Here is a 26,128-nt window from a genome sequence, read left to right on the forward strand (position 1 = left end):
GAGGCAGCTGCCCGTGTGGAAAGAGCCCCTCACCCCGACCCTCTCCCCGCAAGAGCGGGGCGAAGGAGAGGAAAGAGCGTCTACTGAAACTGCGACTTCTTGTAATAGCCGCTTTCGACCAGCAGCTTCTCCCAATTGTCCTTGTAAACCACGACCGGCTTGAGCAGGTAGGACGGGATAGTCTTGACGCCGTTCTCGTAGGTCTTGGTGTCGTTCACCGTGACCTGCTTGCCGGCAAGCGCGGCGTCGACCATGTCGGCGGTCACCTTGGCGAGGTCGCGGGTGTCTTTGAAGACGGTCGAATACTGATCGCCGCGCAGCATGGCCTTGATCGAAGGCACCTCGGCGTCCTGGCCCGAAATGATCGGCATCGGCTGGCCGGCACTGCCGTAACCGACGCCCTTCAACGATGAGATGATGCCGATCGAGAGACCGTCATAGGGTGACAGCACGGCGTTGACCTTCTTGTTGCCGTAGTAGGCACTGAGCAAATTGTCCATGCGGGACTGGGCAGTGGCGCCATCCCAGCGCAAGGTCGCGACCTTGTCCATGCCCATCTGGCCGGAGGCGACGACGAGCTTGCCGCTGTCGATGTACGGCTTCAGCACGCTCATCGCGCCGTTGTAGAAGAAGTAGGCGTTGTTGTCGTCGGGCGAGCCGCCGAACAGCTCGATGTTGAACGGGCCCTTGCCGTCCTTCAGACCGAGCCCCTGTTCGATCGACTGCGCCTGGAGCACGCCGACCTGGAAATTGTCGAAGGTCGCGTAGTAATCGACGTTCGGCGTGCCGCGGATCAGGCGGTCATAGGCGATGATGATAATGCCCTTGGCCTTGGCCTGCTTGAGCACGTCGGACAGCGTGGTGCCATCGATCGCAGCGATCACCAGCGCTTTGGCGCCCTTAGTCACCATGTTCTCGACCTGCGAGAGCTGGTTCGGGATGTCGTCCTCGGCATATTGCAGATCGGTGTTGTAGCCGCGCTCCTTCAGCACCTTGACCATGTTGTTGCCGTCGTCGATCCAGCGCGCCGAGGATTTCGTCGGCATGGCGATGCCGACGGTCGCCTTGTCCTGGGCGGACGCAGTGACGCCTGCGGCCATCGTCGCAGCGCCGGCCAGCGCCAGTGCCAGGAATGTCGTCTTCAGTTTCATCATGTTTCACTCCCTTGGGTGTCAGACTGTTTCTTGGTTTCGTCGCGAACGTTGGTCGTGGGCGGCCTCTGGTGTCCTATGCGAGCATCACATCGGGCTCCGCGCGGCCTCGCGCGGATGCCTCAAATAGAAAAGTGCAGCCGGCTTGCGGATCATCGGCGCGCGCTGCGGCGTCCATGTCCTGCCAGGCCGAGGTGACGAGCAGGCGCGACAGATCGGGACCGACGAAGGCCGGGCAACTCGCCTGCTTCGCCGGCACGCTGAGTGAGCGCAGGCGCTCGCCTTGCGGCGAATAGACGTCGATACGGCTCGCGCCCCAGCAGGCGTTCCAGATCTGGCCATCGGCGTCGCACACCGAGCCGTCGAGCCCGCCGATGCCGGAGTGGCGCAGCAGCACCTCCGGCTCGCCGCGCGGCAGGCCGGTCGCGGGATCGAGCGGCACCGCGTAGAGCACGGCGCGGGCGGTGTCGGTGAAGTAGCCGGTGGCGCCATCCGGCGAGAAGCAGATCGAATTTGGAATGCTGATCCCGGGAAACAACGTCGAGATCTTGCCGCGATGGAGCGCATAGATCGCACCGGCCCCGCGCTCAGCCTGCCTCCCCATGGTCCCGATCCAGAACGTGCCGGACTGGTGCACGCGGGCATCGTTGGATCGGGTCACGGGGTTGTCGCCTTCGAGCGGACAGAACAGCGCCATCGCGCCATCGTCTATGTTGCGGATGTAGAGACCGTCCTCCGCGACGATCAGCTGCCGTTCGGCATCGATCCGCCCGAGCGCGCTCGCCATCCGGCCGAGTGGGTGGACGCGAATGCTGCCGCTGCCAAGATGTGCCTCGAACAGACGTCCCTCGCGAATGTCGAACCACCATGCGGTATCGGTCGCAACGTCATAGGTCGGGCCTTCGCCGAGATGGCACGGCTCGGCCGAGAGGACGGAGGTCGGCACCTGCTCCATCATGGCGCCCTTACCCCAAAGCGATAGACGGTGTGATGGCGATAGATCCCGCCCGGATCGAGGCGCGGGCTTGGAAAATCCGTCCGGTTTGGCGCGTTTGGCCAGATGTGCGGCTCCAGGCACATCGCGTCCGACTGCCGGATCAGCTTGCCGCCCTTCCCCGAGATCGTGCCGTCGAGATAATTGCCGGAATAGACCTGAAGGCCGGGCTGATCGGTGAAGAGCTCCATGATGCGCCCCGAGCGCGGCGCCTCCAGCCGCGCCGCGAATGCGAACTTGCCGTCGCGCCCGAGACAATAGGTGTGGTCGTAACCCTTGCCGTGACGCAATTGCTGATCGCTCTCGCGGATGCGGTCACCAACGGGGCGCGCACCGCGGAAATCGAACGGCGTGCCGGCGACCGCACGCGGCGGCACCGGCAGCGGGATCGCGGTGGGGTCAATGGCGAGGAAATGATCGGCGGCAACTGTAAGCTTGTGGTCGAGAATGGACGTGCCTGAAGTCGCGCCTTCCAGATTGAAGAAACTGTGGTTGGTCAGGTTGACGATGGTCGGGCGGTCCGTTCGCGCCTCCATGATGAGCGACAGCTCGGTCGGGCCGGTGACGCGGTAGGTCAGGCGCACATCAAGCCGGCCTGGATAATTCTCTTCGCCATGCGGGCTGACATAGGTGAGCGTCACCGCCGGCTCGGTGCCGTCGTCGATCCCGGCAATCTCCCAGAGCTTACGGTCAAAACCGTCCAGCCCGCCATGCAGCGCATTCGGGCCGTTGTTGACGGGAAGCTGAAACGTCCCACCGTCGAGCGAGAACTGTCCCTTGGCAATACGGTTAGCGTAGCGGCCGACGGTAGCGCCCAGAAACTTTCGTTCGGCGAGATAGCCGGCAAATGCATCATGGCCGAGCACGACGTCGTCGCAGTTTCCTTTGGCGTCCGGTGCGATCAGCGCTTGAATCACCGCGCCATGGGTGATGATGCGGGCTTCGAAGCCGCCCTCCCCGCGCAGCGTGATGCGCTCGACATTGCGGCCATCCGGCAGCGTTCCGAAGACGTCATTTTCTATTCTTGCGCCAGCCATGGTCAGTCCACAAAGGGTTCGACGATTATGCGCTTGCCGAGCAGGAAGGCATCCGCAACGAGACGGAGCGGCGTCAGGTCGACGTTGCTCACGCCTGTGTCGGAGAGCTTGACGAAACGCCGGTACAACTCGCGATATTCCTCATCGGGTGCCTCGGCGGCTGCGTTGCCATCGATCGACATGCGCCGCCCGCCGCCGGACAACGTCATTTGCCCCCGGTCGGTTTCCACCGCGATGTCCCAGCTCTGCGGACCGGTCTGGCGGAAGTCGAATTCAGCGGTGACCGGCAGACCATCGATGTCAGCCAGCGACAGCTTCGCGGCAATCGGGGCCTGGCAATTCGCGGGAAAGGCCAGTTCGGCCGCGGTGACAAAGACCGGCTCAGGCAGAATACGGGTCAAGATCGAGAGCGCGTTGATGCCGGGATCGAACACGCCGAGACCGCCCGGCTCCCAGATCCAGGCCTGCCCGGGGTGCCAGACGCGGACATCCTCCTTCCAGTTGATGTGCACGGATTTGATGTGGCGCGTCGTCAGCCATTGGCGCGCCGGCTCGACCGCCGGCGCGTAGCGCGAATGCCAGGCCGCAAACAGCGTCCGCTTCGCCTCCGCCGCCAACGCGATCAGTGGATCGAGCTCGGCAACGCCTGTGCCGGGCGGCTTCTCCAGCATGACGTGCTTGCCGGCAGCAAGCGCGGCCACCGCTGCGGCGCGCCGCGCTTGGGGCGGTGTGCAAAGCGAGACCGCATCGATCGGCGGCCCCTTCTCCAGCAATTCCTCGATGCTGGTGAAATACGGCACTCCCGGCAGCGAACCATGGTGGCTGGCAATGGCGGCCAGCGTCGCCCCCGGCGTCGCGGCGATGGCGCCGACATGCTGGTCGCGCGCGATCTTGCCGAAGCCGACAATGGCAATGCGAAGTTCGCTCACGCCGGCTCTCCCGTGTCCGCCGATGGCAGCGCCGCAGCCGGCTCAACCTCGATCACAGTGCCTTCATGGCGCCGGATGCCGTTGTGAATGACATGGACCATGGCCTCCGACGCGGCTTCGGCATCGCCGGCTGCGATGGCATCGACGATCTTCTGGTGCCAGAGCAGCACGGTGTCGCGGTCTTCCGGTTCGACCGGAGCGCTGAGCAGGAACGAGGCACGTAGCGCAGCCTCGATGACGTGCCCGATCGAGCGCATGAACAGATTGCCCGAGGCTCGCGCCACCGCGATATGCAGCGCGAGATCGGCATCTGCGAAGCCGACGGAATCGGACGCTTCAAGCCGCATGCGCTCCATGCTGCGACGAAGCTCGGCGACATCCTCCTCGGATCGCTGTGCCGCCGCGAGCACAGCTGCGCGCGGCTCAACCGCGAGACGGATCTCGGCGAGGTCGTTGAGGAAACGCTTGTCGATGCCCGCATCCAGATGCCACGCCAGCACGTCGGCGTCGAACATGTTCCAGGCCGCGCGCTCGCGCACGACGGTGCCGACCCGCGCCTTGGTGGTGAGCAGGCCCTTGGCGACCAGCGTCTTCACGCTCTCACGCAGCACCGGTCGCGACACGCCGAACATCGCGATCATCTCGGCATCGCCCGGCAGCCGCATCCCCTCCGCGTAGCGGCCGGCGATGATATCGACGCCGATCGAGCGGGCGACTTCCGCGTGGTTGGAATGGGCCCGCCGCGTCGGGATGACGACGATGCGCGAGGTCATGAGGCTGCTCCCGCACGCCTGACGACAGGCCGACGCGCAAGCGCGACCAATCCCTGCTGCAGGGCGATGAAGGCGAACAGCAGCACGCCGGTCGCGATCTTGGTCCACCAGCTCGACAGCGTCCCGTCGAAATTGATGTAAGTCTGGATCAGGCCCTGGATCAGCACGCCGAGAAATGTGCCGATCACCGATCCCTGCCCGCCCGTGAGCAGCGTGCCGCCGATCACGACGGCGGCGATGGTGTCGAGCTCGGCGCCGACAGCAGAGAGCGAATAGCCGGCGCTGGTATAGAAAGAGAAGACGATGCCTGCGATCCCCGCGAGCAGGCTCGACAGCATGTAGATCTTTACCGTCATCGTACCAACGGCAACGCCCATCAGGCTTGCGGTGGTCCGGCTGCCGCCGAGCGCATAGACATTGGCGCCGAACCTCGTGAGCCGCAGCAGCAAGGCGCCACCGATCACGACGACGAGCATGATGATGGCAATCGCCGTCAGTCGACCCCCGCCGGGCACGCGCAGTGCGAAGTCCGACACGGTGGAATAGACCGGTGCGGTGATCGGCACCGATTCCGTCGAGAGCAGGAAGCTTGCGCCACGCGCCAGGAACATCCCGGCGAGTGTTACGATGAAAGGCGGCAGATCGAAGACATGGATGATGGCGCCCATCGCCGCCCCGAAAACGGCCGACAGCGCGAGGATGGCGACGAAGGCGACGAGCGGCGGCACGCCCCAGCGCTCGATCGCCAGCGCCACGAAGACGGTGGTGAAGCCGATCACCGAGCCAACCGAGAGGTCGATCCCGCCGGAGATAATCACAAAGGTCATCCCTGTCGCCACGATGCCGAGGAAGGCGTTGTCGGTGAGGAGATTGCCGACCACGCGGGTGGAGGCGATGTTGGGGAATTGCACGGCACAGAGCGCAAAGCCCGCAACAAGCACGATCGCCGTGATCAGGACAGGCGGCAGGCCTTTCATGCTTTCGTCCTCCGCAGCCGCATGGCCATGCCGGCAAGCCCCGAAAATTTCGGCGATTGCAATAGCAGCACCGCGAGCACCACCCCCGCCTTGACCAGCAGGTTGAATTCCGGCGGATAGCCTGACAGCAGGATTCCGGTGTTCATGGTCTGGATGATGAGCGCCCCCAACACCGCGAGCACGAGACTGAAACGGCCGCCGAACAGCGAAGTGCCGCCGATCACTACCGCGAGAATCGCGTCGAGTTCGAGCCATAGGCCGGCATTGTTGGCATCGGCGCCCATGATGTCCGCCGCCGCGATCACGCCGGCAAGCGCGGCACAGACGCCGCACCAGACATAGACAGCCAGGATCATGGCCCGCGTGCCGACGCCGGCAAGCTCGCTCGCCCGCGCATTACCGCCGGTCGCCTCGATGAGAAGCCCGAGCGCAGAGCCGCGCACCACCGCGCCGGTGAGGATCAGCATGCCGAGTGCGATTGCGACCGGCACCGGCAAGCCGAGGATAGCGCCGTTACCGAGCCAGACCAGATCCGGCGAGGAAAACGTCACGATCCGCCCTTCGGTGATGAGCTGCGCGATGCCTCGTCCCGCCACCATCAGGATCAACGTCGCCACAATCGGCTGCATGCCGAGCACGGCGACGAGAAAGCCGTTCCACAATCCACAGATCAAGCCCACACCGAGCGCTGCCGCCAGCACGATCGGAAGTCCGTGACTGTCAGCAAGGCTCGCCGCGATCGCGCCCGAAATGGCCATGATGGCACCGACCGAGAGGTCGATGCCGCGCGTTGCGATCACCAGCACCATGCCGAGCGAAAGCAGCGCCACCGGCGTGCCGCGATTGAGCACGTCGATCAGGCTGCCGAACAGGCGGCCTTCCTGGAGGCGTAGGTCAAAGAATTGCGGCGACACGACGCGGTCGACCGCCAGGATGACGATCAACGCGAGGATCTGGGCAAAGCCGCGGCGCGGCAACAGCGCTGTCATGCCCGCCCCTCATGCGCTGCTGCGCCGCCGTCGGCCGCAATGGCCGCGAGAATGTTCGTAACGTCAATCGCCTCGCCCGCAAGTTCCTCGACATGAGCGCGGTCACACAGCACCACGACCCGATCCGAATAGCTCACGATCTCGTCAAGCTCGGACGAAATCACGAGCAGCGCCAGCCCGTCATCGCAGAGCTCGCGGATCAGGCGGATGATCTCGGCATGCGCGCCGACGTCGATGCCACGGGTTGGCTCGTCCAGCACCAGCAGCCGCGGCGATGTCGCGAGCCATCGCGCCAGCAGCACCTTTTGCTGGTTGCCGCCGGAGAGCAGGCCCACAGGGCGCTCGGGATCGGGCGGGCGGATATCGAGCATCCTGACGTAACGCCGCGCGATCTCGTCCTGCTCGCGGCGCGACAGCGGGCGATGCAGGCCTCGTTTGGCCTGGAGCGCCAGCACGATGTTCTCGCGGACACTGAGCTCGGCGACGATACCTTCGGTCTTGCGCTCTTCCGGGCAATAGCCAAACCCGTGGCGCACACCGTCGCGCGGCGATTGAAGCCGCACAGGCGCGCCCTTTACCCTTGCCTGCCCGCCATCGGCGCGCTCGGCACCGAACACCAGCCGCGCCGTCTCCGTGCGGCCCGAGCCGAGCAAGCCGGCAAGGCCGACGACCTCGCCACGGCGCAGTTCGAGATTGAACGGCGCGACATAGCCGGCCTTGCCGTAATTCTCAAAGCTCGCACAGACGTCGCGCGCCCGATGCTCGCGCATCGCTACCCGCGCACTGGTGGTCTCGGCCAACTCACGGCCGAGCATCATGCGGATCAATTCGAGCCGCGGCAGCGAGGCGGTCTCGCGCTCGCCAACCAGACGGCCGTTGCGCAGGACCGTGATGCGGTCGGAGATCTCGTAGACCTGGTCGAGGAAGTGGCTCACGAAGACGATGCCGATTCCGCGCCCCGCAACCTGGCGCATAATGCCGAAGAGGATCTCGACCTCGTGACGGTCGAGGCTCGCAGTCGGCTCGTCCAGGATCAGCACGCGCGCGGAGAGATCGACGGCACGCGCGATCGCAGTGACGTGCTGGATGGCCACCGAATAGTTGCCGAGCGGCACCGCTACGTCGATGTCGAGGCCGAAGTCCGCGAGCAGCGTCATCGCGCGGCGGCGCATCTCTCCTTCCCGCACGATGCCAAAGCGCATCGGCTGCCGGTCGAGAAACAGATTTTGCGCCACCGACAGATTCGGCAGCAGATTGACTTCCTGGTAGACGGTGGCGATGCCGGCCTGAAGCGCGGCCTTGGCCGAGCGCGGCGCGACTTCGTCGCCGCCGAGGCGCACAATGCCGGCATCCCGCGGGAAGACGCCGGTGATGACCTTGATCAGCGTGGACTTGCCGGCCCCGTTCTCGCCGAGCAGCGCATGGATCTCGCCGGCGCGCAACGTGAAGTCGACCTCCTGCAACGCACGCACCGCGCCAAAGCTCTTGCTGATCCCGCGGACCTCCAGCAGGGAAGCAGCAGGATCGAGGCTGTTCTCCATGGCAAATTCACTCCCACCGGCGCCCGCGTGTGATGCGGACACCCAGCCTAGCCGCTCTTACAGCGGTTTCGAAGAGGGGTGCCGGACCACAGAGCGCGATCCGGCGCGGCACCCGCCTCAGTAGCCGAGACCCTTCTTGCTGTCGTAGATCTTCTGCGGATCGTCGGCCGCAGTATAGAGCTTGGACTCGGTCTGGATCCACTTCGGCGGCACCGTGCCCTTGTCCTTGAAAGCCGCGATGGCATCGAGCGCGGGACCCGCCATGTTCGGCGTCAGCTCGACCGTGGCATTGGCTTCACCGGCGGCCATGGCCTTGAAGATATCGGGCACCGCGTCGATCGAGACGGTGAGAATCTCCTTGCCGGGCTTGAGGCCGGCTTCCTTCATCGCCTGGATCGCACCGACCATCATGTCGTCGTTGTGCGCGTAGACGGCGCAGATCGACTTGCCGCCGCCTTCGGCCTTGATGAAGCTCTCCATCACCTCCTTGCCCTTGGCGCGGGTGAAGTCGCCGGTCTGGCTGCGCACCACTTTCAGGTTCGCATGCTTGGCGATAGCGGTATCAAAGCCCTTCTTGCGATTGGCGGCGACGCTGGCGCCGACCGTACCCTGCAGTTCGACGATGTTGCAGGCCTTGGCGCCGACGGTCTTGGCCAGCCAGTTGCCTGCGACCTCGCCCTCGTGCACGCTGTCGGAGGTGACGGCGGTGAGATAGAGCTCCTTGCCGGAGGGATCGATGTCGCGGTCGAGCAGCACGACCGGAATCTTGGCCTCCTTGGCTTCCTTCAGCACAGAATCCCAACCGGTCGAGACGACCGGCGCGAGGAAGATCGCATCCACGTTTTGCGCAATGAAGGAGCGGATCGCCTTGATCTGATTCTCCTGCTTCTGCTGGGCATCAGCGATCTTGAGATTGACCTTGCGCTTGGCGGCTTCCTGCTTGGAGACGGAAGTCTCGGCCGCGCGCCATCCGGATTCCGATCCAATCTGCGAGAAGCCGATGGTGAGTTCGGCGGCGTTCGCCGGCAGCGCAAGCAGCAACGCGGCAGTGGCGCTGGCCGCAAAGAGGGCTTTGAGGGTCATCAGGCGAGTCTCCCAAAATGTTATCTGGGGCGCCTATTGGTAGCCTGGCACCCTCAAGCCGCCCTTGTCAGACGGCGGAAGCACTATTCCACGGAAAATAGCTTCCGACTAGTCATATTATCTGACTATTCGTTCAGAAACGTACGTTGGTTGGATGGGTAGTCAAATGACACACCCAGCGCGATTTTGTTCCAAGGATGCAACTAGGAGATGAAGGAATATTGTGACACTCGGCGAGCGCCATACCATTATGCCCGGGCTAAACACTCGTTCCGGCCATCCACGCGTTGCCATGCGGCACGAAGAACGTCATGCCCGGGACAAGCCCGGGCATGACGGCCGCAGACAGAGAGGCGAAGAAACTAGATCAGCTTCCGCTGCGCGAGGTTCTTCATCAGCGCGCCGATGCCGAAGGTCCAGGGCTCGCACTCGTCGCTGGTGCGCATACGGTTGACGAGCTTGCCGAGTTGGGGCGCGGCGATCGTGACGATGTCGTCGCGCTTGTGGGTGAACCCCTGCCCCGGCGCATCGCGATCCCTTACCGGCGCGAACATCGTGCCGAGGAAGAGCACGAATCCATCAGGATATTGGTGCACCTTGCCGATCGTCTGCTCGACGAGATCGGTGGGATCGCGGCTGATCATGCTGATCGAGGAATGGCCGTCGAGGACGAAACCATCCGTCCCCTTCACGTTCAGGCTGATGTCCAGCTTGCGCGCGTCGTCGAGCGAAAAACTGTCGTCGAACAGGCGCAGCAGCGGCCCGATCGAGCAGGACGCATTGTTATCCTTGGCCTTCGACAGCAGCAGCGCCGAGCGTCCCTCGAAGTCGCGAAGGTTCACGTCGTTGCCGAGCGCGCCACCGACGATCTTGCCGCGGCTCGACACGAACAGCACAAGCTCGGGCTCCGGATTGTTCCATGTCGACTTCGGATGCAACCCGGCATCCATGCCGGTGCCGACCGACGATAACGTCGGGGCCTTGGTGAAGACCTCGGCATCCGGACCGATGCCGACCTCGAGATACTGGCTCCAGGCGTTCTGGTCGATCAGCACCTGTTTCAAGTGCATCGCCTGGTCCGAGCCCGGCTTGAGCTTCGACAGATCGTCACCGATCAGCCGCGTCACCTCTTTGCGGATCGCTTCGGCCGACGCCGGATTGCCCTTCGCGCGTTCTTCGATGACGCGCTCCAGCATCGAGATGGCGAAAGTGACGCCGGCGGCCTTAAGGGTCTGGAGATCGACCGGCGCGAGCAGCCACGGCTCTTTCGTGTCACGCTGGTCGGGCGGCGTGTTGGTGACTATAGCATCGAGATCGCCGATGCGCTCGCCCTTGGTAGCGGCAAGCGCCTTCGCCGGAGCATCCTCTTCGCAAAGCGCGCTGACGGTCGGAAATTTCGCGGTGACGTCGAACACGCCGTCGCTGCGCACGGCGACCACGGCCGGGCCGTTCGCCTGCGGCAGCCAGACACGGCCGACCAACGTTCCCCGCGTGCCGTCCTCGGGGAGAAGATCCTTGGTTGTCAGTGTCGTCATAGCCGCGTCCTCGCTGTTTCCCGGCGAAGACCAATAAACGTCTGGCTCCGGAAGTCCAGAGCGGCGGGATGCCCTGCTTCTACGCCCCTGCCCGCGCCTTTCGGGCCACGATCTGTTGAAGCGCCCAGCGCGCGTTCTTGCGGACGTCGGGATCGGCGTCGTCGGCTATGACCGCCAGGAACGCCTCGCCGTCGGGATGGGCGATCTCGCCGAGCGCGGCGGCCGCTTCCTTCCGCAAATTGGTCTGGTCGTGATTGATGCAGTTTCCGATCGGGCGTACCGCGCGCTCGATCTTCATTCTGCCGAGGCTGCGGATTGCTTTCAGCCGCACCTGCCAGAATTCGTCAGCGAGCGCACCGACGAGCTGGTCTGCCGCGATCGAACCGTTGACGTTGAGACCCAGCGTTTCCGCCGCCATCTCGCGGACCATCCAGTCGGCGTCCTTCAGCGCGCGCGTGATCGTCTCGGCCGCGGGCTTCATCTGCGAGAACGCCAGCGCGCTGACGGCGGCCCGGCGCACATGCGCATCGGGATCGTTGATCAATGCAGTCAGAGCGGGGATGGATTCTTCCAGCTTGAGGAAGCCGATCACGCCGATCGCCTGCACGCGCACGGCAGCGTCCGTATCCAGAAGCGCTTCCAGCGCCGGCTTCAGCGTATCCTTGCAGCGCAGCTCCTTCAGCGCACGCAGCGCGCCCATGCGGACGAACGCGTGGGCATGCTTGACCAGCGGCAGGATGATCTCCGCACAAGCGGGATTCTTGAATTCGGCCATGCTGTCGGCTGCGGCGGCAGCGACGATTCTTTCCGGATCGACCAGCAGCTTTACCAGCGCGCTCGCAGCCTCCGGCCCGTCGAACTCGCCGAGCGCCATCGCGACCTGCTGGCGTACGCCCGCGTCGGGATCGGCGACCATGTTGGCGAGATGCGGAACCGCGGCCGGATCGCCGGAATGACCGAGCGCGATGATCGCGACCCGGCGCTCTGCGGGATCGGCGGCCTGGAGCCGCTCGTCGGCGTCCTCGAGATCGTCGTAGGATTCGAACGGGCTCGACATGACTACCTCAGGAGATAGGGAATGTTGACGGTGACGGCGCCGGTCGGGCAATCCGCCTCGCAGGGCATGCAGTACCAGCATTCGTCATAGGCCATGTAGGCCTTTCCGGTCATGTCGCTGATGCGCAGCACGTCGAGCGGGCAGACGTCCACGCACACGGTGCAGCCCTTGTCGGCGATGCATTTGGCGTCGTCAACGACCACCGGAACCGATGTCTGATAGGAAGCGAGAGGCATCGTTGATCTCCTGTTGCTAAGTTGCGGCGGATCAGGCGGAGGCGCGGATGCGCTGCTTGTCGTAGAGGTCCTTCTCATCGTCGGCGATTGGGACGACGTACGGCTCCACCGCACGCTTCTCGCTGGTCATCTTGCCGTCCTGCTTGGAGAGCAGCGTGTGGCAGAACCAGTTTTCGTTGTCCTTCTCCGGGAAGTCCGTGCGCCAGTGATAAAGGCCCCAGCGGCTCTCCTCGCGATAGAGCGAGGCATGCACCGCCATGTCGGCGCAGTCCATGATCGACTGCACCTCGAGCGCGCGGAGCAATTCGTGCGCGTTGCGCGCGATCATATGCTCCTGCATATCCTGCCGCGTCTCGGCGAGGCGGCGCATGCCAAGCTCGTATTTGCGCGTGACCTTCGGCGGCTGGAGGTAGTCGTTGACGAGACGCCTGGTCTTGTACTCGACCTGGTTCGGCGGAATGCCGTCCTCGCGCTTGGTCGGCGCCAGCACGCGATCGCGTTCCCTGGCGACGTCGGCGGCGTCGAAGTCCGCAAAATCGTGATTGTCGGCGAACTCCATCGCGTCGATGCCGGCGACCGAGCCGTTGGTGAAGGCGCCGAGCATGTAATTATGCGGCACGCTTGCCATGTCGCCAGCGGCATAGAGGCCGGGCACGGTGGTGCGGGCATTGTCGTCGACGAACACGCCGGACGCACTGTGGCCGGAGCAGAAGCCGATCTCGGAGATGTGCATCTCGATCGATTCGTTGCGGTAGTCGACTCCGCGCCCCTGCTGGAACAGGCCGCGCGTCGGCCGTTCCACCTTGTGCAGCGTGGACTCGATCTCCGAGATCGTGTCGGGGTGCAGATGCTTGAGCTGGAGGAACACCGGCCCCTTGCCGGACAGGAGCTCGTTGTAGAACTCCAGCATCATCTGGCCCGACCAGTAGTCGCATTCGATGAAGCGCGAGCCCTCGTTGTTGGCGGTAAAGGCGCCGAAGGGACCGGCGACGTAGGCGCAGGCGGGCCCGTTATAGTCCTTGATCAGCGGGTTGATCTGGTAGCATTCGAGGTTCGCGAGCGCGGCGCCGGCGTGATAGGCCATCGAATAGCCGTCGCCGGAATTGGCGGCATTCTCATAGGTGCCGAACATGTAGCCGGAGGTCGGCAGACCGAGGCGGCCGGCGGCGCCCATACAGAGGACGACGGCCTTGGCCTTGATCACCAGGATCTCGGCGGTGCGGGTGTTGACAGAGATTGCGCCGGCGATGCGGCCGTCGCTCGATTTGAGCAGGCGCGTCGCCATGTAGCGGTTGGAGATCAGGATGCGGGCGCGGCGGAGCTGGCGATACAGCGCCTTCTTCACGGTCTCGCCGTTCGGCATCGGCAGAACGTAGGTGCCGATGTGGTGCACCTTCTTGACGGCATAATCGCCGTTCTCGTTCTTCAGGAAGCGGATGCCGAAGCTGTCCAGCTCCTCGATGATCTTGTAGCAGTTCTGCGCATATTTATAGACCGCCTTCTGATCGACGATGCCGTCGTTGGCGATGGTGATTTCCTTGGTGTACTGCTCCGGCGTCGCATATCCGGGGATGACGGCGTTGTTCAGCCCGTCCATGCCCATCGAGATCGCGCCGGAGCGCTTGACGTTGGCCTTTTCGAGCAGAACGACATTCGCCTTCGGGTTCTTCAGCTTCGCCTTCAGCGCCGCCATCGGGCCAGCCGTGCCGCCGCCGATCACCAGCACATCGCAGGAAACCTCCGAAAGTCCATCGACGATCTGATCTAGTGCCATCGCTTGCTCCTGGTCCGCCGGAAGGTCCGGCGCCTTTGCATCAGATTTGTTCAGGGGGCCTTCCGGCGATAGCAATTAGTTGTCGCCGGAGACCGATTTGCGCCTCAGCGCTCGACGAAAGCCTTTTCGATCACGAAATGGCCGGGCTGGCTGTGGTTCCCTTCGACGAAGCCCCGCGCGGAAAACATCGACGGCAGTTCCTCGAGCATCGCCGGGCTGCCGCACAGCATGATGCGGTCCGTCCCGATATCGAGGCCGCCTTGTCCGATGTCGTCGAACATCTGGTTCGAGGCGATCAGGTCGGTGATCCGGCCGCGATTCCTGAACGGCTCGCGGGTGACGGTCGGGTAATACACCAGCTTGTCGCGGATCAGCGGCCCGAAGAATTCGTGATTGCGCAAGCCATCGACGAGGTGCTCGCCATAAGCAAGCTCGGAGACCTGGCGGCAGCCATGGGCGAGCACGATGGTCTCGTAATTCTCGTAAACATCAGGGTCCTTGATCAGGCTGGCAAAAGGCGCGAGCCCGGTGCCAGTCGAGAGCAGCAGCAGGCGTTTTCCCGGAATGAGATTGCCGGTGATCAGCGTGCCCGTCGCCTTGCGGCCGACCAGGATGATGTCGCCTTCCCGGATCTTCTGGAGACGCGAGGTCAGCGGGCCGTCCTGCACCTTGATCGAGAAGAACTCGAGCGCCTCCTCGTGATTGGCGCTCGCCATGCTGTAGGCGCGCATCAACGGCTTGCCCTCGACCTCGAGCCCGATCATCGCGAACTGGCCGTTCTGGAAGCGGAAGCCGGGATCGCGCGTCGCGGTGAAGCTGAACAGGGAGTCGGTCCAGTGCCTGACCGACAAAACCGTCTCCTTCTGAAAAGCACTCATCCGTCTTCTCTCCTTGCCTGCGTTGGCGCAACGTTTCGGAGCGAGGGAAATCGGGCAATGCGGAAGTGAGATTCCCGGTCGATTAGTTTCACATTTCACCGGCGATGACCGGCGAGAAGGCAGTGACGCTGCGCCCGCGCCGGCAATTAGTTGCTATTCGTACGCGTCTGCGATGACGTAGAAGCGGCCATGACCTCTGTGGCACCGACCGTGGCCGACTACGAAGCCAGCGCCGATCTCGCGACGCTCCTCGTCCGCACGGCGCAGGACGATGCGCTGAGCCTGCCCGCCGAGCAGCTTCGCCTCTCCTGCAAATGCGCCCACTGCATACGGGCCCGCTTCGACGGCCGCTTCCCCGAAGCGTTTCCGGGCATCGCGATTACCGAGATCGGCGATCTCGGTTATGGGCTGAACATCTCGTTTTCGGATGGGCACAACCGGGGGATTTACCCGAAGCCGTATCTGTTGAGTTTGGCGGGACGCTGACCCCTATACGGTGTCGTCATTCCGGGGCGCCCTAAGGGCGAGCCCGGAATCCATAACCCCCCGCTCGTGGTTATGGAATCCGGGCCTGCGCGCTTTGCGCGCATCCCGGAATGACGCAGTAGATTGGCTGCCGCCATCTGGCACGGACATTGCTCCTCTTTAGAACGGTTTGAACGTTCCGGAGGCGGATGATGTTGCAGGCGGCCAATGTGGTTCGAGGGGCTGTTCCCCCGATAGCTCGGCCTGCGGGTGGCTCCTCGCTGCTCCTCACCGAAAATCAGCAATGGATCGGCGGGCCGCCACCGCTGATGGACAAGCTGACACAGCGCGAGCGGGAGTTGGTGTTGAAGCAGGGCCGCCGAAAGGTGCTCAACCGCGGCCAGACATTGTTCAGCCAGGGCGGCAAGCATGACGGCATCTGGCTGATCGAGAGCGGCCGCGTCCGCGTGTTCTACACCTCGCCGCTCGGACGCGAGATCACGCTGGCCTACTGGCATGTCGGCAATTTCGTCGGCGGACCCGAGGTGTTCGAAGGCACCGTGCATCAATGGTCCGGCGTCGCATCCAGCAATTGCAGCGTCGTGCACCTGCCAGGGAAGGAGCTGCGGTCGCTCGCGGTGGAGATCCCGAATCTTGCCATCGGCCTGATCGAGGGCCTCACCTTCAAGGGCAAATGCTATTCGGCGCTGGCGCAGATGCTGGGAACGCGCTCGATCACGCAACGCCTCGCGCATCTGCTGCTGCATCTCGTCGAGCTCTACGGCGTCGAGGACGCCGACGGCCGGGTGATTGCCGCCGCCTTCACCCATGCCGACATCGCCCACATGGTCGGCGCTACCCGACAATGGGTCACGATCAGCCTGAAGCGGATGCAGGAGAAGGGAATCGTCGTGACCAAGCGCTCGCAGATCGTGGTGTGCCGGACCGACGTGCTGGAAGAGATGCGCGGCCAGAGCGGCGACTAGGGTCGGTGCACAGGCAAGCGGCTTTATAGTGCAAGACTGCCCAAGGAGTATGCAATCAGCTTTTCCCGGCAACTAATCGACTGCGGCGGTCATTCCGGATTTGCCCTGCCCGAGCCCTCACCCAATCATGGCAACCACAGCACATCCAACCGAATGAGGATGAGAATGGCCCGCCATCTTCCCACGCTCTCGATCGCGATGTCGGTGACGTCGCTGGCGCTCCTGCTCGCGCAGCCGGCTACGGCGGAAACCGTCACGCTCGGCATCGGAACGCAGGACACCACGACCAACACCGTGACCGCCGGCGTCGTCATCCGCCAGCTTCATCTTCTCGAAAAATATCTGCCGAAGGACGGCAAATATTCCAGCATCAAATTCGAGCTGGAGTGGCAGAACTTCACGTCCGGCCCGCCCGTCACCAATGCCATGATGGCGAACAAGCTGCAGATCGGCATGATGGGCGACTATCCGCTGATCGTGAACGGCTTCACCTTCGATAGTAACCCCGAGAGCAAGAGCCGCCTGGCCGGCATTGCCGCCTACAGCCTGTCCGGTTCCGGTAACGGCATGGTGGTCCACAAGGACTCGCCCTACTACGATCTGGCCGACCTCAAGGGCAAGCTCGTCAGCGTTCCCTTCGGCTCAGCGGCGCACGGCATGGTGCTGAAGGCGATGCAGGACCGCGGCTACGCGTCTGATTTCTTCCAGCTCGTCAGCCAGAGCCCGGAGGTTGGTTCGACCAACCTCCAGGAGAAGAAGATCGACGCGCATGCCGACTTCGTTCCTTTCGCCGAGCTCTTGCCGTTCCGCGGCTTCGCGCGAAAGATCTTCGACGGCGTCGAGACCAATCTGCCGACCTTCCACGGCATCGTGGTGCGCACCGATTTTGCCGAGAAATATCCCGAGGTCGTCGTTGCCTACTTCAAGGCGCTGATCGCCGCCAACCAGTGGCTGCGCGACGATCCCAAGCTCGCCGCCGAAAAGATCCAGGAATGGACCGGAATCAACAAGGAAGTCGTCTACATCTTCCTTGGACCCAGCGGCAACATGACGACAGATCCAACGGTCAAGCCAGCGCTGGTCGATGCAGCCGCGACCGACGTCAAGGTCCTCCAGAACCTCGGCCGCATGAAGGAATTCGATCCGAAAAAGTGGGTCGACGACAGCTACATCCGCAAGGCCTATGCCGAGATGAAGCTCGACTACGATGCTCAGCTTGCGAGCACCAGCAATTACGAGATCAAAGGCGAAGACGCTTTCTGCAAGAAGCCGATCACCGATCCGCGCAAGGCCGGTGAGGTCTGGGTCGAGGACGCCGGCATCCTGCCGTTCTCGTCGGCGAGCTGCACCTTGGGGGCCTATGCCGACTTCAAGGCCAAGGGCAAGAAGATCAACGTCGCCTATGTCTTCGATACCACCCGCGGCATCAAGCTGTTCGCCGACCAGGCGTTCTTCGCGGTCGGCAATGGCGAGGTTGCACCGTTCCTGCTGAAGAAGGACGCCGAAGCCCACGCCGCCAGGATCAGCGGCAAGGTGCTCGGCTTCGACGACGCCGTGAAGGCAGCGGTCGGCGGAGGCAAGACGTGAGCAGTCCCGCCATCCTCAGACATTCCGAGGACAGCATGCCGGCAACAGCAATCGCAGAGACGGGCCCCGTGCCCACCGCCACACCGCAGGCGACACCACCCTCGTTCGGCACACTCGCGCTGCGCTGGTACCGGCTCAACCGGGCGGGGCTGCGCGCGACCGCGATCGGCATCATCTCGCTGCTCGCTTTCCTGCTGGCCTGGCACCTGCTCACGACCTATCGCGTCGTGTTCTTCGTGCGCTTCACCAACGTGCCCTCGCCGCTGGCGGTCTATGCGAGCTTCACCAAGGCGATCCACGATCCAAAATTCCTGCTGCACATCGTCCTGAGCTGCCGGCGCATCCTCGTCGGTTTCTCGCTGGCGGCGATCGTCGGAGTGCCGCTCGGCCTGATCATGGGCCGCTTCAAGCTCGTGCATGAAATCGTCTTCCCTGTCGCGGAAGTGCTGCGGCCGATCCCGGCGATCGCCTGGGTGCCGATGGCGATCATGCTGTGGCCGACCAACGAGCAGAGCATCGTCTTCATCACGTTCCTCGGCTCGTTCTTCCCGATCCTGATAAACACGCTGCACGGCATGTCGCTGGTCGACCCCGTCCTGGTGCGTGCCGCGCAATGCCTCGGCGCACGCGAGCGATCGATCTTCCGCGACGTGTATTTTCCGGCCTCGCTGCCGCACATCTTTACCGGTCTCACCGTCGGCATGGGCGTGGCCTGGGTATCGCTGATCGCCGCCGAGATGATCTCCGGTCAGTACGGCATCGGTTACTTCACCTGGGAGGCCTATTCGCTGGTCCAGTACGCCGACATTGCACTCGGCATGATCGCGATCGGCGTATTGGGCCTCGGATCGAGCCTGCTCATCAGGGGCGCGGGACAATTGGTGATGCCGTGGAGGTCGACATGAGCGAGATGCTTGCAAACCCGCCGAAGGGCCACATCGAGGTCAGGAATTTTTCCCTCAGCTACGACAGCATCGAGGGACCGGTTCAGGCCGTCACCGACACGCAGATCCATGTGAAGCCCGGCGAGTTCGTCTCGATCGTCGGCCCTTCCGGTTGCGGAAAGTCGACGCTGCTCAATGCGGTCGCGGGGTTCCTCAAGCCGACGACGGGTGTGGTCACCGTCGACGGCGAGCGTGTGAACGGCCCCAGTGCCGAACGGGGCATGGTATTCCAGCAATATTCGCTGTTTCCCTGGAAGACGGTGCGGGAGAATGTCGAGTTCGGTCTGAAGATGCGCGGCATGCCGCGCTCGCAGCGCGAACGCGCCGCGCGCACGCTGCTGGGGCTCGCAGGGCTCGAGGCCTTCGAGAAGCATTATCCGGAAAAACTCTCCGGCGGCATGAAGCAGCGCGTCGGCATCGTCCGCGCGCTCGCGACGGGGCCCAAAGTGCTGCTGCTCGACGAGCCTTTCGGCGCGCTCGACGCGCAGACGCGCGTCATCATGCAGCAGATCCTCACCAACATGTGGCAGCGGCTGAAGATCTCGGTGCTGTTCGTGACCCACGACATCGATGAAGCGATCTTCCTCTCCGACCGCGTCTACTGCATGACCGCCCGCCCCGGCTCGATCAAGGCGGAGATCCCGATCCCGCTGGAGCGACCGCGGCAGCAAGCGATGATGATGTCGTCGGAGTTCCTGGCACTGCGCCGCGGACTGATGTCACTGATCCGCGAGGAAAGCATCAAGGCGATGGGCGGTGAGATCACCGATCTGGGCATGCAGGGGCTGAACATCGAGCTGCAGGGGCATTCGCTGGCGGACGTGATCTAACGATCCTGATCGACGCCGCCGCTTCTTCCTGCGACCGCTTCCGGATTATACCGGCCGTCGGCATCCCGGCCTTCGGCGCTTCTCATTACGCATTTGACCACCAATAGTGAGGCCCATTTCGGCGTGAGCACAGGAAGGATGATGGCCCTCGACGCACAAAGGCCGGGTGGCAATATGCCGCACAAATAGAGGGTCCCATCTCATCAGCCATCCCCACAACCTCTGGTTCTTTTGATCTATAAACACCTCGTTTCATGCCGGCTGGGGTGTGTGATGGGTAAGATCATTGCCGTTCGCGGTTACGCGAACAATGAAGTCGCCTACGTTGCGTGGGATATCGACGCCAAGATTGACGGTTGCCTTGGCTTCGAAGTCACCCGCGTCTACGTTGACGAAAGCGGCGTTGTGAAGCGCCGCGCCGATGGCAAAGAAGATCGGGTAAAATGCGCCGCCTGGGTTTCCTTCAAGGGACAACGCAATCCGAATTGGATTCCACAGGATACGGGCGTCTGGCCGGTGCAGAAGCTCGCTTGGCGGGACCTCACTCTCCGCAAGAAGCGCGACGGCGCAACGCGTCGGCCCGACGAGGTTCGGGTGCGTTACGAGATCCGGCCTGTAGGTGACATGCGCCCCGGCCTCGAACCCGTCCCACCGAACGGGATTGATTTTGCCGACATCATCAAGCGGGACAACAAAGGCCGCCCCGTGAAAGGCCCCGACGGCAAACCGGAGAGGATTCGCGTGAGGGCGTACGAAGGACCAAGGCGCCCACTCGGCTATCTCGCACCCGCCACAAAATCGAACGACGTCCTCGTGACAACCAAGCGTGGCCCCTTCCGCTCGACCTTCACCAACGGGATTCTAGCGGCTCAATGGCTACGCAACGTATTGCTCGATGACGGCGTCATCGAGCCTAACGAGCTGATAGACAAGCTCGAAAACCCCAACGATGTGCACCGCAAATATCTCGCGGGCGACGTTATCCCGCTGATCCACGATTTCTTCCAGCGCGAGGGAAATTCTATCTCAGCCTGTATGAGCTCGAGGACCGCGAACTCGAAGACATTCTCGTCGCCAACAAGTCCCGTATTCACGTAATCCTTTCCAACACCTCCGCAGGCAAGGACAAGAAATGGGACGAGCGCAACAGGCCCGCACGCAAACGTCTCGTTGACGAAGGGGTCGACATCCAGCACCGCATGTTCAACAACTCCATCCACATCGGCCACAACAAGTTCGTCGTGCATGTCCCGCCGGACGGTGGAAATCGTTCCGTGCTGACCGGCAGCACCAACTGGACCTCTACCGGCGTTGCCGGGCAGACCAACAACGCGCTGCTGATCGAGAACGACGGCATTGCCGAGACCTATCTCAACTACTGGAAGCGTATGAGGAAAGACGAACTGAAGATTCCGAAACCGTTCGGCAAGGCGATGAAGGACAACCAGCAGGGCGAGACGTTCCGAAAGGACAATGCCACGCCCGAGGAAATGGACGCAGGGAACGGAACAACCCTGCGCGCCTGGTTCTCTCCCAATATGCCACAGCGGAAGAAGCCAACATCCAAGACCAGGCCGACGCAGACGCCGCCCGACCTGACGGATGCCTACAAATTGATGCGCAGCGCCAAGGAGGCGATCCTCTTCCTGGCTTTCTATCCAGGACAAAAAGGCAAGGACTGCATCATCGGCGAAGTCATCAACATCGGGCTACATGACCGCTCGCTGCTTATCAGCGGCGCGGTCTCGAGCTCCATGGCGATGCCGAACTATGTCGGCAAGAAGAAAGACGAGGATGGTGAAATCGTGGAAGAAGGCGAGTCGCCTGCGACATTCGACGACGAGAACGTCTCGATAGTCCGCGCCTCGCGCATCGACGACCACAATTTGCTCGGCGACTTTGGCGCCGAGCAGTTGACGGCGAAGGGCGCGATTGGCGCAATCATACACGACAAGCTTGTCGTCATTGATCCCCGGCTCGATGATTGTCACGTCATTCTCGGCAGCCACAACCTCGGTTTCAAAGCCTCCTATTCAAACGATGAAAATATGCTGATCGTCAGCGGCAATCGCCCGTTGGCTGAGGCTTATGCAGTTCATATCCTCGACGTTTACGACCACTACCGCTTCCGGGCGATCGAGAGCGAGCGCAAACGCAAAGGCAAGAAGGGGTGGTCGGGCTTCCTGGAAACGACCGCCGACTGGCAGGACGGATACGTCGCGCATAAAAAGGGACAACTGATGCGGTATTTCGCGCGCTAGCGCCCTCCCAAAGCGAGACACGCACCGCCTTGCGGCAACTGCCAAGCGGTCATCGGCAGGAGACGTCGTGAGCCTCGCAAGAATACTTGGAATCTGCATGCTGTATGTCGGGGCTGCGGCGTTCGCTTGCACGCAGCCTGCCCTTGGCGAAAACGGAAACGCCTGGCCGGTCAAGAACAAGCTGCTCGGCAAGAATGGTGGAAAATCCAGAGACGCCAGCGGCATCGCCTGCGCGACCACGCAGGGGTTTCCGCGCTCATGCGTTGCAATCGACGACAATGTACAGGACGCGCAGTTCGTCACCTTGACTGACGGAAAACTCGTCGCTGGTGCCACCGTTCACTTGATCGGCGACACATTCAGAGGCGAGGCGCTGGAACTCGATGGTGAAGGCGTCGCATTTGCCGGAGGCTTCTACTACGTGATGGGCTCGCACGGCCATCCACGTGACAAGGAACACAAGCTCACCGCGAGGGAGATCAAGGCGCGGATATCCGCAAGCAGCCAGATTGTCCGCTTCCGCACCACCGGCAAGGATGGCGATGCTTCGCAGGTCGAACGCACGCCCAGGCTGAGAGAGATTATCGCGGCGGAGCCATTGCTTGCGCCTTTCATGGATCGGCGGCTTGAAACGAACGGACTGACGATCGAAGGCGTGGCAATCAAGGATGGCTTCGTACTGGCGGGGCTCCGGGGACCGGTTCTCGACGGCAACCGCGCCCTCCTTCTGTCCGCCGGTATTGACACCCTGTATGGCGGAACGGGATCGACCCATCGGCTTTTTCGTCTGCCACTGGGTGAGGGCCGCGGTGTGCGCGATCTTGCGGTGTTTGAGAACCAGATCCTCATCCTTGCGGGCCCTGTCGAAGATGGTCCCGGCCTGTATGCGATCTTTGCTTGGGACGCAGAAAGCGAGAACGTCAAGCGGCTCGCTGAGCTTTCTGCATTCAATTCCAGCCGAAAACCGGAGGGGCTGCTGCCGTTGGAAAGGACATCATCCGGATTGCGTGTGTTGATCCTCTTTGACGGTGAAGAGGAAGGAGCGCCGACGCCCGTCGAGATCGATCCTCCATAGTGTTGCTCACCTGAACCAATGCACCAGCGCGATGCTGATGCCGAGCAGCAGCATAAGTGACAGCGTGACCGCAGCCGTCACCCTTCCGCCAACATTGGCAAGCACGCGCACGTCCACGCCGAGGCCGAGTGCGGCCATCGACACCACGGTCAGGAAACTCGTGATCTTCGTCACCGGCCCCACCACCGTACCCGGCACGATCTCCAGCGATCGCAGGGTCGCAAGCGCGAGGAAGCCGAGGATGAACCAGGGGACGAGGCGGAAAAACCCGACATTGGTCTTCTTCGCGCTGGTCTGCCAGCGCGAGGCGGCGAGCGAGAGGCCGACGACGACCGGCCCGAGCATAAGCACACGCATCAACTTCACGAGCGTGCCGATCTGCGTGCTGACGAGCCCCGCCGGCACCGTCGCCGCCAGCACTTGCGGCACCGCGTAAACGGTCAGACCTGCCAGGATGCCGTATTGAGTAGCCGTCAACTGCAACAGCGGGATCAGCAGCGGCAGCCCCAGCACCATCATCACGCCGAGGATCGCGGTGAATGAAATCGAGGAGGCGATCTCGTCGTTGTTGGCGCCAATGATCGGCGCCACGGCCGCGATCGCCGAATTGCCGCAGATCGAGTTGCCGCAGGCAATCAGGATCGACAGCCGCGTCGACAGCCCGAGCAGCCGGCCGAGACCGAAGGACGCGCAAAGCGCGACCACGACGACCGCGGCGATCGATGCCAGCAGCGCGATGCCCGACGCCGCGATGGCGGCAAAGCTGATCGAGGCCCCAAGCAGCATGACCGCGACTTCGAGCAGCTGTTTGGCGCTGAAAGCGATGCCGGACTGCCAACGCGGCGCGGGTTTCCAGAAGCTGCGGAGTGCCATTCCGAGCAGGATCGCCATCACCAGCGCCTCGACATAGGGATGCTCGAAAACGCCCAGTTCCGCCCGCTCGAGCAAGGCCGAGACGCCGGCGACCAGAACGCACAGGAGAATGCCCGGAATCAGCGCCGCAATGCGGCTCGCGGCGGTGGCCGGCTTGGCGTCAGCCGGCGTGGATGCTTGATTCTGCGACACAAATCTCTCCAAGAGGAGAAGGATTTATACGCAGCGCCGCTCGATAGGGGAATAAGTTTTCGGCATATCAGGGCCGATGGAAGTTCTGTGCTCGGCCCGGAATATTCCGGCTCAGAAGATCAGGCTTTTCGCGAGCGAGGCGACGCGGCTGAAGCCGTCATACACGCCGGGCTCAAAGAAGGCCGCACGCGCAAGTACGATGCCGGCGACCAGCGACCAGAACAGGCCGGTGCCGACCCGCAGCAGGAGCTTGGACGCACGCGACCGCGGCTGGGTGTCCGTTGCGGACACCAGCTCCTCGCCGAAGGGTTCAAATCCAGTGCGTTCCATGGCCGCCAATCCATCAATTTCTGAACGGAATGTCGTCGTTTCGGCCTCAAACGGCAATGGAAGCGATTGGCGTTTTTGCCCTCCGGAGGGGAAACCCCTTCCTCAGGACAGTCCCGGGGCGATGGTTTTCTTCTTTCGGCCTATTCGGGCACCGGCCGGCGGCTTACAGGGCCAGATAGCGGCGCCGGATCGCGTCGTTGGCCTTCAGCTCGTCGATTCCGGCGGCGTAGACGATCTGGCCCTTGTCGATGACGGTGGCGTGGCTCGCCAACCCCAGGCAGAAATGCATGTTCTGCTCCGCGATCAGCACGGTCGACCCGAGTTGGCGAAGCTGCCGCAGCAGCTCCCCGATCCGCTGCACAATGATCGGGGCGAGCCCCTCGCTCGGCTCGTCCAGGAGTAACAGCGCGGGATTGCCCATCAGCGTGCGGGCGATCGCGAGCATCTGCTGCTCACCGCCGGACAGCCGCCCTGCGATGCGGTGGCGCAGCGGCTCGAGCAGCGGAAAGACCTCATAGATGCGTTTGATCGGCCATTCGTCCTGGCCCTCCGGCCCCTTCTTGCGACCGATGGCGAGGTTGTCCTCGACCGTGTGCTCGGGAAAGATCTGGCGATCCTCCGGCACGAAGCCGAGGCCGGCGCGCGCGATATGGTGCGGCCTCTGGCCGGAGATCACCGCGCCGCGAAGGCTCACTCTGCCGCGACGCGGCGGCGCCAGCCCCATGATCGCCTTCATGGTGGTGGATTTGCCGGCGCCATTGCGGCCGAGCAGCGCCATCGTCTCGCCCTGCCGCACCGACAGGCCGACGCCGAACAGGATCTGGCTGGTGCCGTAATAGACGTCGAGATCGGCAACTTCAATGATGGCTGCGCTCATGCGGCGGCTCCCGCATGCTCGGTGCCGAGATAGGCGTCGATGACAGCGCTATTGTTGCGGATCTCGTCGGGCGTGCCGGTTGCCAGAATACGGCCATAGCAGAGAACGACGATCTTGGGGGCAATCTTGAACACGATATCCATGTCGTGCTCGATGAAGACGACGGTGATCTTCTGCGTCTCCCAGAGCTCGCGCACCTTGTCGATCATGCGCCAGCGCTCTTCCGGACCCATGCCGGCGGTCGGCTCGTCCAGCAGCAGCACCTTGGGTTCGAGCACCAGCGCAAGGGCAATATCGAGCAGCTTCTGGTCGCCATGCGATAGCGTCGCGGCCGTGCGATGGCGCTTGCTCGCGAGGCCAAGCAGCTCCATCACGTGCTCGGCGCGGTCGCGCGTCTCCGGCAGCGGGAAGCGCTTGTGCAACACCGCGGACGTCCGCTGGTCGGCGCTGACGGCGGCTAGCATGGTCTCCTGCACCGTCAGCGATTTGAAGATGCTGGCGACCTGGAAGGCGCGGCCGATGCCGTGGCGCACGATCTCCGGCGGCGAGCGACCGGCGAGATCGACGCCGTCGAGCAGCACCTGGCCGGAATCCGGCTTCAGCGCGCCGGTGATGAGGTTGAAGAAGGTGCTCTTGCCCGCGCCGTTGGGGCCGATCACGGCCGTGAGCGAGCCGTCGGGAAAGTCGAGCGAGACGTCGTTGGTCGCCTTCACGCCGCCGAACGATTTTGCGAGGTTGCGGATCTGGAGCATGG

Annotated in this window: 26 protein-coding genes; 8 read left to right on the plus strand and 18 right to left on the minus strand. The window is 63.3% G+C overall.

Annotated features, from left to right (window positions below):
- Nucleotides 1–80: 80 nt before the first annotated feature.
- The 14 genes from chvE to WHZ77_RS22430 all read right to left on the minus strand — a co-directional run bounded on the left by chvE (nucleotide 81) and on the right by WHZ77_RS22430 (nucleotide 14,954).
- Nucleotides 81–1,154: a multiple monosaccharide ABC transporter substrate-binding protein gene (gene chvE, locus WHZ77_RS22365; protein WP_375309920.1), complete on the minus strand. Its 1,074-nt coding sequence runs from the start codon at nucleotides 1,152–1,154 to the stop codon at nucleotides 81–83.
- A 73-nt stretch (nucleotides 1,155–1,227) separates the two neighbouring features.
- On the minus strand, nucleotides 1,228–2,106 hold the full coding sequence (locus WHZ77_RS22370) for an SMP-30/gluconolactonase/LRE family protein (RefSeq protein ID WP_375314793.1): 879 nt from the start codon (nucleotides 2,104–2,106) through the stop codon (nucleotides 1,228–1,230).
- Nucleotides 2,106–3,182, minus strand: coding sequence for an aldose epimerase family protein (locus WHZ77_RS22375; RefSeq protein ID WP_375309921.1), 1,077 nt, complete (start codon nucleotides 3,180–3,182; stop codon nucleotides 2,106–2,108). The genes WHZ77_RS22370 and WHZ77_RS22375 overlap by 1 nt, the downstream gene beginning before the upstream one ends.
- A gap of 2 nt (nucleotides 3,183–3,184) precedes the next feature.
- Nucleotides 3,185–4,111, minus strand: a complete 927-nt coding sequence (locus WHZ77_RS22380) for a Gfo/Idh/MocA family protein (protein ID WP_375309922.1) — start codon at nucleotides 4,109–4,111, stop codon at nucleotides 3,185–3,187.
- Nucleotides 4,108–4,884, minus strand: coding sequence for a FadR/GntR family transcriptional regulator (locus tag WHZ77_RS22385; protein WP_375309923.1), 777 nt, complete (start codon nucleotides 4,882–4,884; stop codon nucleotides 4,108–4,110). Before WHZ77_RS22385 ends, WHZ77_RS22380 begins: the two co-directional genes overlap by 4 nt.
- Complete coding sequence (gene yjfF / locus WHZ77_RS22390) at nucleotides 4,881–5,861, minus strand: galactofuranose ABC transporter, permease protein YjfF (RefSeq protein ID WP_375309924.1); 981 nt, start codon at nucleotides 5,859–5,861, stop codon at nucleotides 4,881–4,883. The genes WHZ77_RS22385 and yjfF overlap by 4 nt, the downstream gene beginning before the upstream one ends.
- Nucleotides 5,858–6,850, minus strand: a complete 993-nt coding sequence (locus tag WHZ77_RS22395; RefSeq protein WP_375309925.1) for an ABC transporter permease — start codon at nucleotides 6,848–6,850, stop codon at nucleotides 5,858–5,860. Before WHZ77_RS22395 ends, yjfF begins: the two co-directional genes overlap by 4 nt.
- Nucleotides 6,847–8,391, minus strand: coding sequence for a sugar ABC transporter ATP-binding protein (locus tag WHZ77_RS22400; RefSeq protein ID WP_375309926.1), 1,545 nt, complete (start codon nucleotides 8,389–8,391; stop codon nucleotides 6,847–6,849). The genes WHZ77_RS22395 and WHZ77_RS22400 overlap by 4 nt, the downstream gene beginning before the upstream one ends.
- 117 nt (nucleotides 8,392–8,508) lie before the next feature.
- On the minus strand, nucleotides 8,509–9,474 hold the full coding sequence (ytfQ, locus tag WHZ77_RS22405) for a galactofuranose ABC transporter, galactofuranose-binding protein YtfQ (RefSeq protein ID WP_375309927.1): 966 nt from the start codon (nucleotides 9,472–9,474) through the stop codon (nucleotides 8,509–8,511).
- Between the two features lie 362 nt (nucleotides 9,475–9,836).
- The gene (locus tag WHZ77_RS22410) at nucleotides 9,837–11,009 is read right to left on the minus strand and encodes a fumarylacetoacetate hydrolase family protein (protein ID WP_375309928.1); all 1,173 of its coding nucleotides are present in this window, start codon (nucleotides 11,007–11,009) and stop codon (nucleotides 9,837–9,839) included.
- Between the two features lie 79 nt (nucleotides 11,010–11,088).
- Nucleotides 11,089–12,066, minus strand: a complete 978-nt coding sequence (locus tag WHZ77_RS22415) for a HEAT repeat domain-containing protein (protein WP_375309929.1) — start codon at nucleotides 12,064–12,066, stop codon at nucleotides 11,089–11,091.
- Between the two features lie 2 nt (nucleotides 12,067–12,068).
- Nucleotides 12,069–12,302: a ferredoxin family protein gene (locus WHZ77_RS22420; RefSeq protein WP_008141081.1), complete on the minus strand. Its 234-nt coding sequence runs from the start codon at nucleotides 12,300–12,302 to the stop codon at nucleotides 12,069–12,071.
- A 31-nt stretch (nucleotides 12,303–12,333) separates the two neighbouring features.
- On the minus strand, nucleotides 12,334–14,076 hold the full coding sequence (locus tag WHZ77_RS22425; protein WP_375309930.1) for a fumarate reductase/succinate dehydrogenase flavoprotein subunit: 1,743 nt from the start codon (nucleotides 14,074–14,076) through the stop codon (nucleotides 12,334–12,336).
- 104 nt (nucleotides 14,077–14,180) lie between these two features.
- Nucleotides 14,181–14,954, minus strand: a complete 774-nt coding sequence (locus WHZ77_RS22430) for a ferredoxin--NADP reductase (RefSeq protein ID WP_375309931.1) — start codon at nucleotides 14,952–14,954, stop codon at nucleotides 14,181–14,183.
- 189 nt (nucleotides 14,955–15,143) lie between these two features.
- Between WHZ77_RS22430 and WHZ77_RS22435 the strand changes: the two genes are divergently transcribed.
- From WHZ77_RS22435 to WHZ77_RS22470, 8 genes are all read left to right on the plus strand, one after another.
- Nucleotides 15,144–15,440 (plus strand): gamma-butyrobetaine hydroxylase-like domain-containing protein, encoded by a 297-nt coding sequence (locus WHZ77_RS22435; RefSeq protein WP_375309932.1) that lies wholly within the window; start codon nucleotides 15,144–15,146, stop codon nucleotides 15,438–15,440.
- A 188-nt stretch (nucleotides 15,441–15,628) separates the two neighbouring features.
- On the plus strand, nucleotides 15,629–16,405 hold the full coding sequence (locus WHZ77_RS22440; RefSeq protein ID WP_375309933.1) for a Crp/Fnr family transcriptional regulator: 777 nt from the start codon (nucleotides 15,629–15,631) through the stop codon (nucleotides 16,403–16,405).
- Nucleotides 16,406–16,570: 165 nt separating this feature from the next.
- The gene (locus tag WHZ77_RS22445) at nucleotides 16,571–17,992 is read left to right on the plus strand and encodes an ABC transporter substrate-binding protein (protein WP_375309934.1); all 1,422 of its coding nucleotides are present in this window, start codon (nucleotides 16,571–16,573) and stop codon (nucleotides 17,990–17,992) included.
- The gene (locus WHZ77_RS22450; RefSeq protein WP_375309935.1) at nucleotides 17,989–18,897 is read left to right on the plus strand and encodes an ABC transporter permease; all 909 of its coding nucleotides are present in this window, start codon (nucleotides 17,989–17,991) and stop codon (nucleotides 18,895–18,897) included. The genes WHZ77_RS22445 and WHZ77_RS22450 overlap by 4 nt, the downstream gene beginning before the upstream one ends.
- Complete coding sequence (locus WHZ77_RS22455) at nucleotides 18,894–19,766, plus strand: ABC transporter ATP-binding protein (protein ID WP_375309936.1); 873 nt, start codon at nucleotides 18,894–18,896, stop codon at nucleotides 19,764–19,766. Before WHZ77_RS22450 ends, WHZ77_RS22455 begins: the two co-directional genes overlap by 4 nt.
- Nucleotides 19,767–20,039: 273 nt before the next feature.
- Nucleotides 20,040–20,864, plus strand: a complete 825-nt coding sequence (locus tag WHZ77_RS22460; protein ID WP_375309937.1) for a hypothetical protein — start codon at nucleotides 20,040–20,042, stop codon at nucleotides 20,862–20,864.
- Complete coding sequence (locus WHZ77_RS22465) at nucleotides 20,831–22,027, plus strand: phospholipase D-like domain-containing protein (RefSeq protein WP_375314794.1); 1,197 nt, start codon at nucleotides 20,831–20,833, stop codon at nucleotides 22,025–22,027. Before WHZ77_RS22460 ends, WHZ77_RS22465 begins: the two co-directional genes overlap by 34 nt.
- Before the next feature lie 97 nt (nucleotides 22,028–22,124).
- A complete protein-coding gene (locus tag WHZ77_RS22470; protein ID WP_375309938.1) occupies nucleotides 22,125–23,102 on the plus strand; it encodes a DUF3616 domain-containing protein in 978 nt (325 codons plus the stop codon).
- Between the two features lie 6 nt (nucleotides 23,103–23,108).
- Here the strand turns inward: WHZ77_RS22470 and WHZ77_RS22475 are convergent, their stop codons facing one another.
- The 4 genes from WHZ77_RS22475 to WHZ77_RS22490 all read right to left on the minus strand — a co-directional run bounded on the left by WHZ77_RS22475 (nucleotide 23,109) and on the right by WHZ77_RS22490 (nucleotide 26,126).
- Nucleotides 23,109–24,167: a YeiH family protein gene (locus WHZ77_RS22475; RefSeq protein ID WP_375309939.1), complete on the minus strand. Its 1,059-nt coding sequence runs from the start codon at nucleotides 24,165–24,167 to the stop codon at nucleotides 23,109–23,111.
- 111 nt (nucleotides 24,168–24,278) lie between these two features.
- Nucleotides 24,279–24,497: a hypothetical protein gene (locus WHZ77_RS22480; RefSeq protein ID WP_375309940.1), complete on the minus strand. Its 219-nt coding sequence runs from the start codon at nucleotides 24,495–24,497 to the stop codon at nucleotides 24,279–24,281.
- 163 nt (nucleotides 24,498–24,660) lie between these two features.
- Nucleotides 24,661–25,374: an ABC transporter ATP-binding protein gene (locus WHZ77_RS22485; protein ID WP_375309941.1), complete on the minus strand. Its 714-nt coding sequence runs from the start codon at nucleotides 25,372–25,374 to the stop codon at nucleotides 24,661–24,663.
- A complete protein-coding gene (locus WHZ77_RS22490) occupies nucleotides 25,371–26,126 on the minus strand; it encodes an ABC transporter ATP-binding protein (RefSeq protein WP_375309942.1) in 756 nt (251 codons plus the stop codon). Before WHZ77_RS22490 ends, WHZ77_RS22485 begins: the two co-directional genes overlap by 4 nt.
- Nucleotides 26,127–26,128 lie beyond the last annotated feature (2 nt).

Origin of the sequence: Bradyrhizobium sp. A5 (assembly GCF_042076515.1) — a bacterium.
In the GTDB taxonomy this organism is placed as follows: Bacteria; Pseudomonadota; Alphaproteobacteria; order Rhizobiales; family Xanthobacteraceae; genus Bradyrhizobium; species Bradyrhizobium cosmicum.

Excerpts from the sequence above, each read along its gene's own strand:
- chvE (WP_375309920.1), bottom strand. The coding sequence starts at position 1,154 with ATGATGAAACTGAAGACGACATTCCTGGCACTGGCGCTGGCCGGCGCT.
- WHZ77_RS22370 (WP_375314793.1), bottom strand. The coding sequence starts at position 2,106 with ATGGAGCAGGTGCCGACCTCCGTCCTCTCGGCCGAGCCGTGCCATCTC.
- WHZ77_RS22375 (WP_375309921.1), bottom strand. The coding sequence starts at position 3,182 with ATGGCTGGCGCAAGAATAGAAAATGACGTCTTCGGAACGCTGCCGGAT.
- WHZ77_RS22385 (WP_375309923.1), bottom strand. The coding sequence starts at position 4,884 with ATGACCTCGCGCATCGTCGTCATCCCGACGCGGCGGGCCCATTCCAAC.
- yjfF (WP_375309924.1), bottom strand. The coding sequence starts at position 5,861 with ATGAAAGGCCTGCCGCCTGTCCTGATCACGGCGATCGTGCTTGTTGCG.
- WHZ77_RS22395 (WP_375309925.1), bottom strand. The coding sequence starts at position 6,850 with ATGACAGCGCTGTTGCCGCGCCGCGGCTTTGCCCAGATCCTCGCGTTG.
- WHZ77_RS22400 (WP_375309926.1), bottom strand. The coding sequence starts at position 8,391 with ATGGAGAACAGCCTCGATCCTGCTGCTTCCCTGCTGGAGGTCCGCGGG.
- ytfQ (WP_375309927.1), bottom strand. The coding sequence starts at position 9,474 with ATGACCCTCAAAGCCCTCTTTGCGGCCAGCGCCACTGCCGCGTTGCTG.
- WHZ77_RS22410 (WP_375309928.1), bottom strand. The coding sequence starts at position 11,009 with ATGACGACACTGACAACCAAGGATCTTCTCCCCGAGGACGGCACGCGG.
- WHZ77_RS22415 (WP_375309929.1), bottom strand. The coding sequence starts at position 12,066 with ATGTCGAGCCCGTTCGAATCCTACGACGATCTCGAGGACGCCGACGAG.
- WHZ77_RS22420 (WP_008141081.1), bottom strand. The coding sequence starts at position 12,302 with ATGCCTCTCGCTTCCTATCAGACATCGGTTCCGGTGGTCGTTGACGAC.
- WHZ77_RS22425 (WP_375309930.1), bottom strand. The coding sequence starts at position 14,076 with ATGGCACTAGATCAGATCGTCGATGGACTTTCGGAGGTTTCCTGCGAT.
- WHZ77_RS22430 (WP_375309931.1), bottom strand. The coding sequence starts at position 14,954 with ATGAGTGCTTTTCAGAAGGAGACGGTTTTGTCGGTCAGGCACTGGACC.
- WHZ77_RS22435 (WP_375309932.1), top strand. The coding sequence starts at position 15,144 with ATGACCTCTGTGGCACCGACCGTGGCCGACTACGAAGCCAGCGCCGAT.
- WHZ77_RS22440 (WP_375309933.1), top strand. The coding sequence starts at position 15,629 with ATGATGTTGCAGGCGGCCAATGTGGTTCGAGGGGCTGTTCCCCCGATA.
- WHZ77_RS22445 (WP_375309934.1), top strand. The coding sequence starts at position 16,571 with ATGGCCCGCCATCTTCCCACGCTCTCGATCGCGATGTCGGTGACGTCG.
- WHZ77_RS22455 (WP_375309936.1), top strand. The coding sequence starts at position 18,894 with ATGAGCGAGATGCTTGCAAACCCGCCGAAGGGCCACATCGAGGTCAGG.
- WHZ77_RS22460 (WP_375309937.1), top strand. The coding sequence starts at position 20,040 with ATGGGTAAGATCATTGCCGTTCGCGGTTACGCGAACAATGAAGTCGCC.
- WHZ77_RS22470 (WP_375309938.1), top strand. The coding sequence starts at position 22,125 with ATGCTGTATGTCGGGGCTGCGGCGTTCGCTTGCACGCAGCCTGCCCTT.
- WHZ77_RS22480 (WP_375309940.1), bottom strand. The coding sequence starts at position 24,497 with ATGGAACGCACTGGATTTGAACCCTTCGGCGAGGAGCTGGTGTCCGCA.
- WHZ77_RS22485 (WP_375309941.1), bottom strand. The coding sequence starts at position 25,374 with ATGAGCGCAGCCATCATTGAAGTTGCCGATCTCGACGTCTATTACGGC.
- WHZ77_RS22490 (WP_375309942.1), bottom strand. The coding sequence starts at position 26,126 with ATGCTCCAGATCCGCAACCTCGCAAAATCGTTCGGCGGCGTGAAGGCG.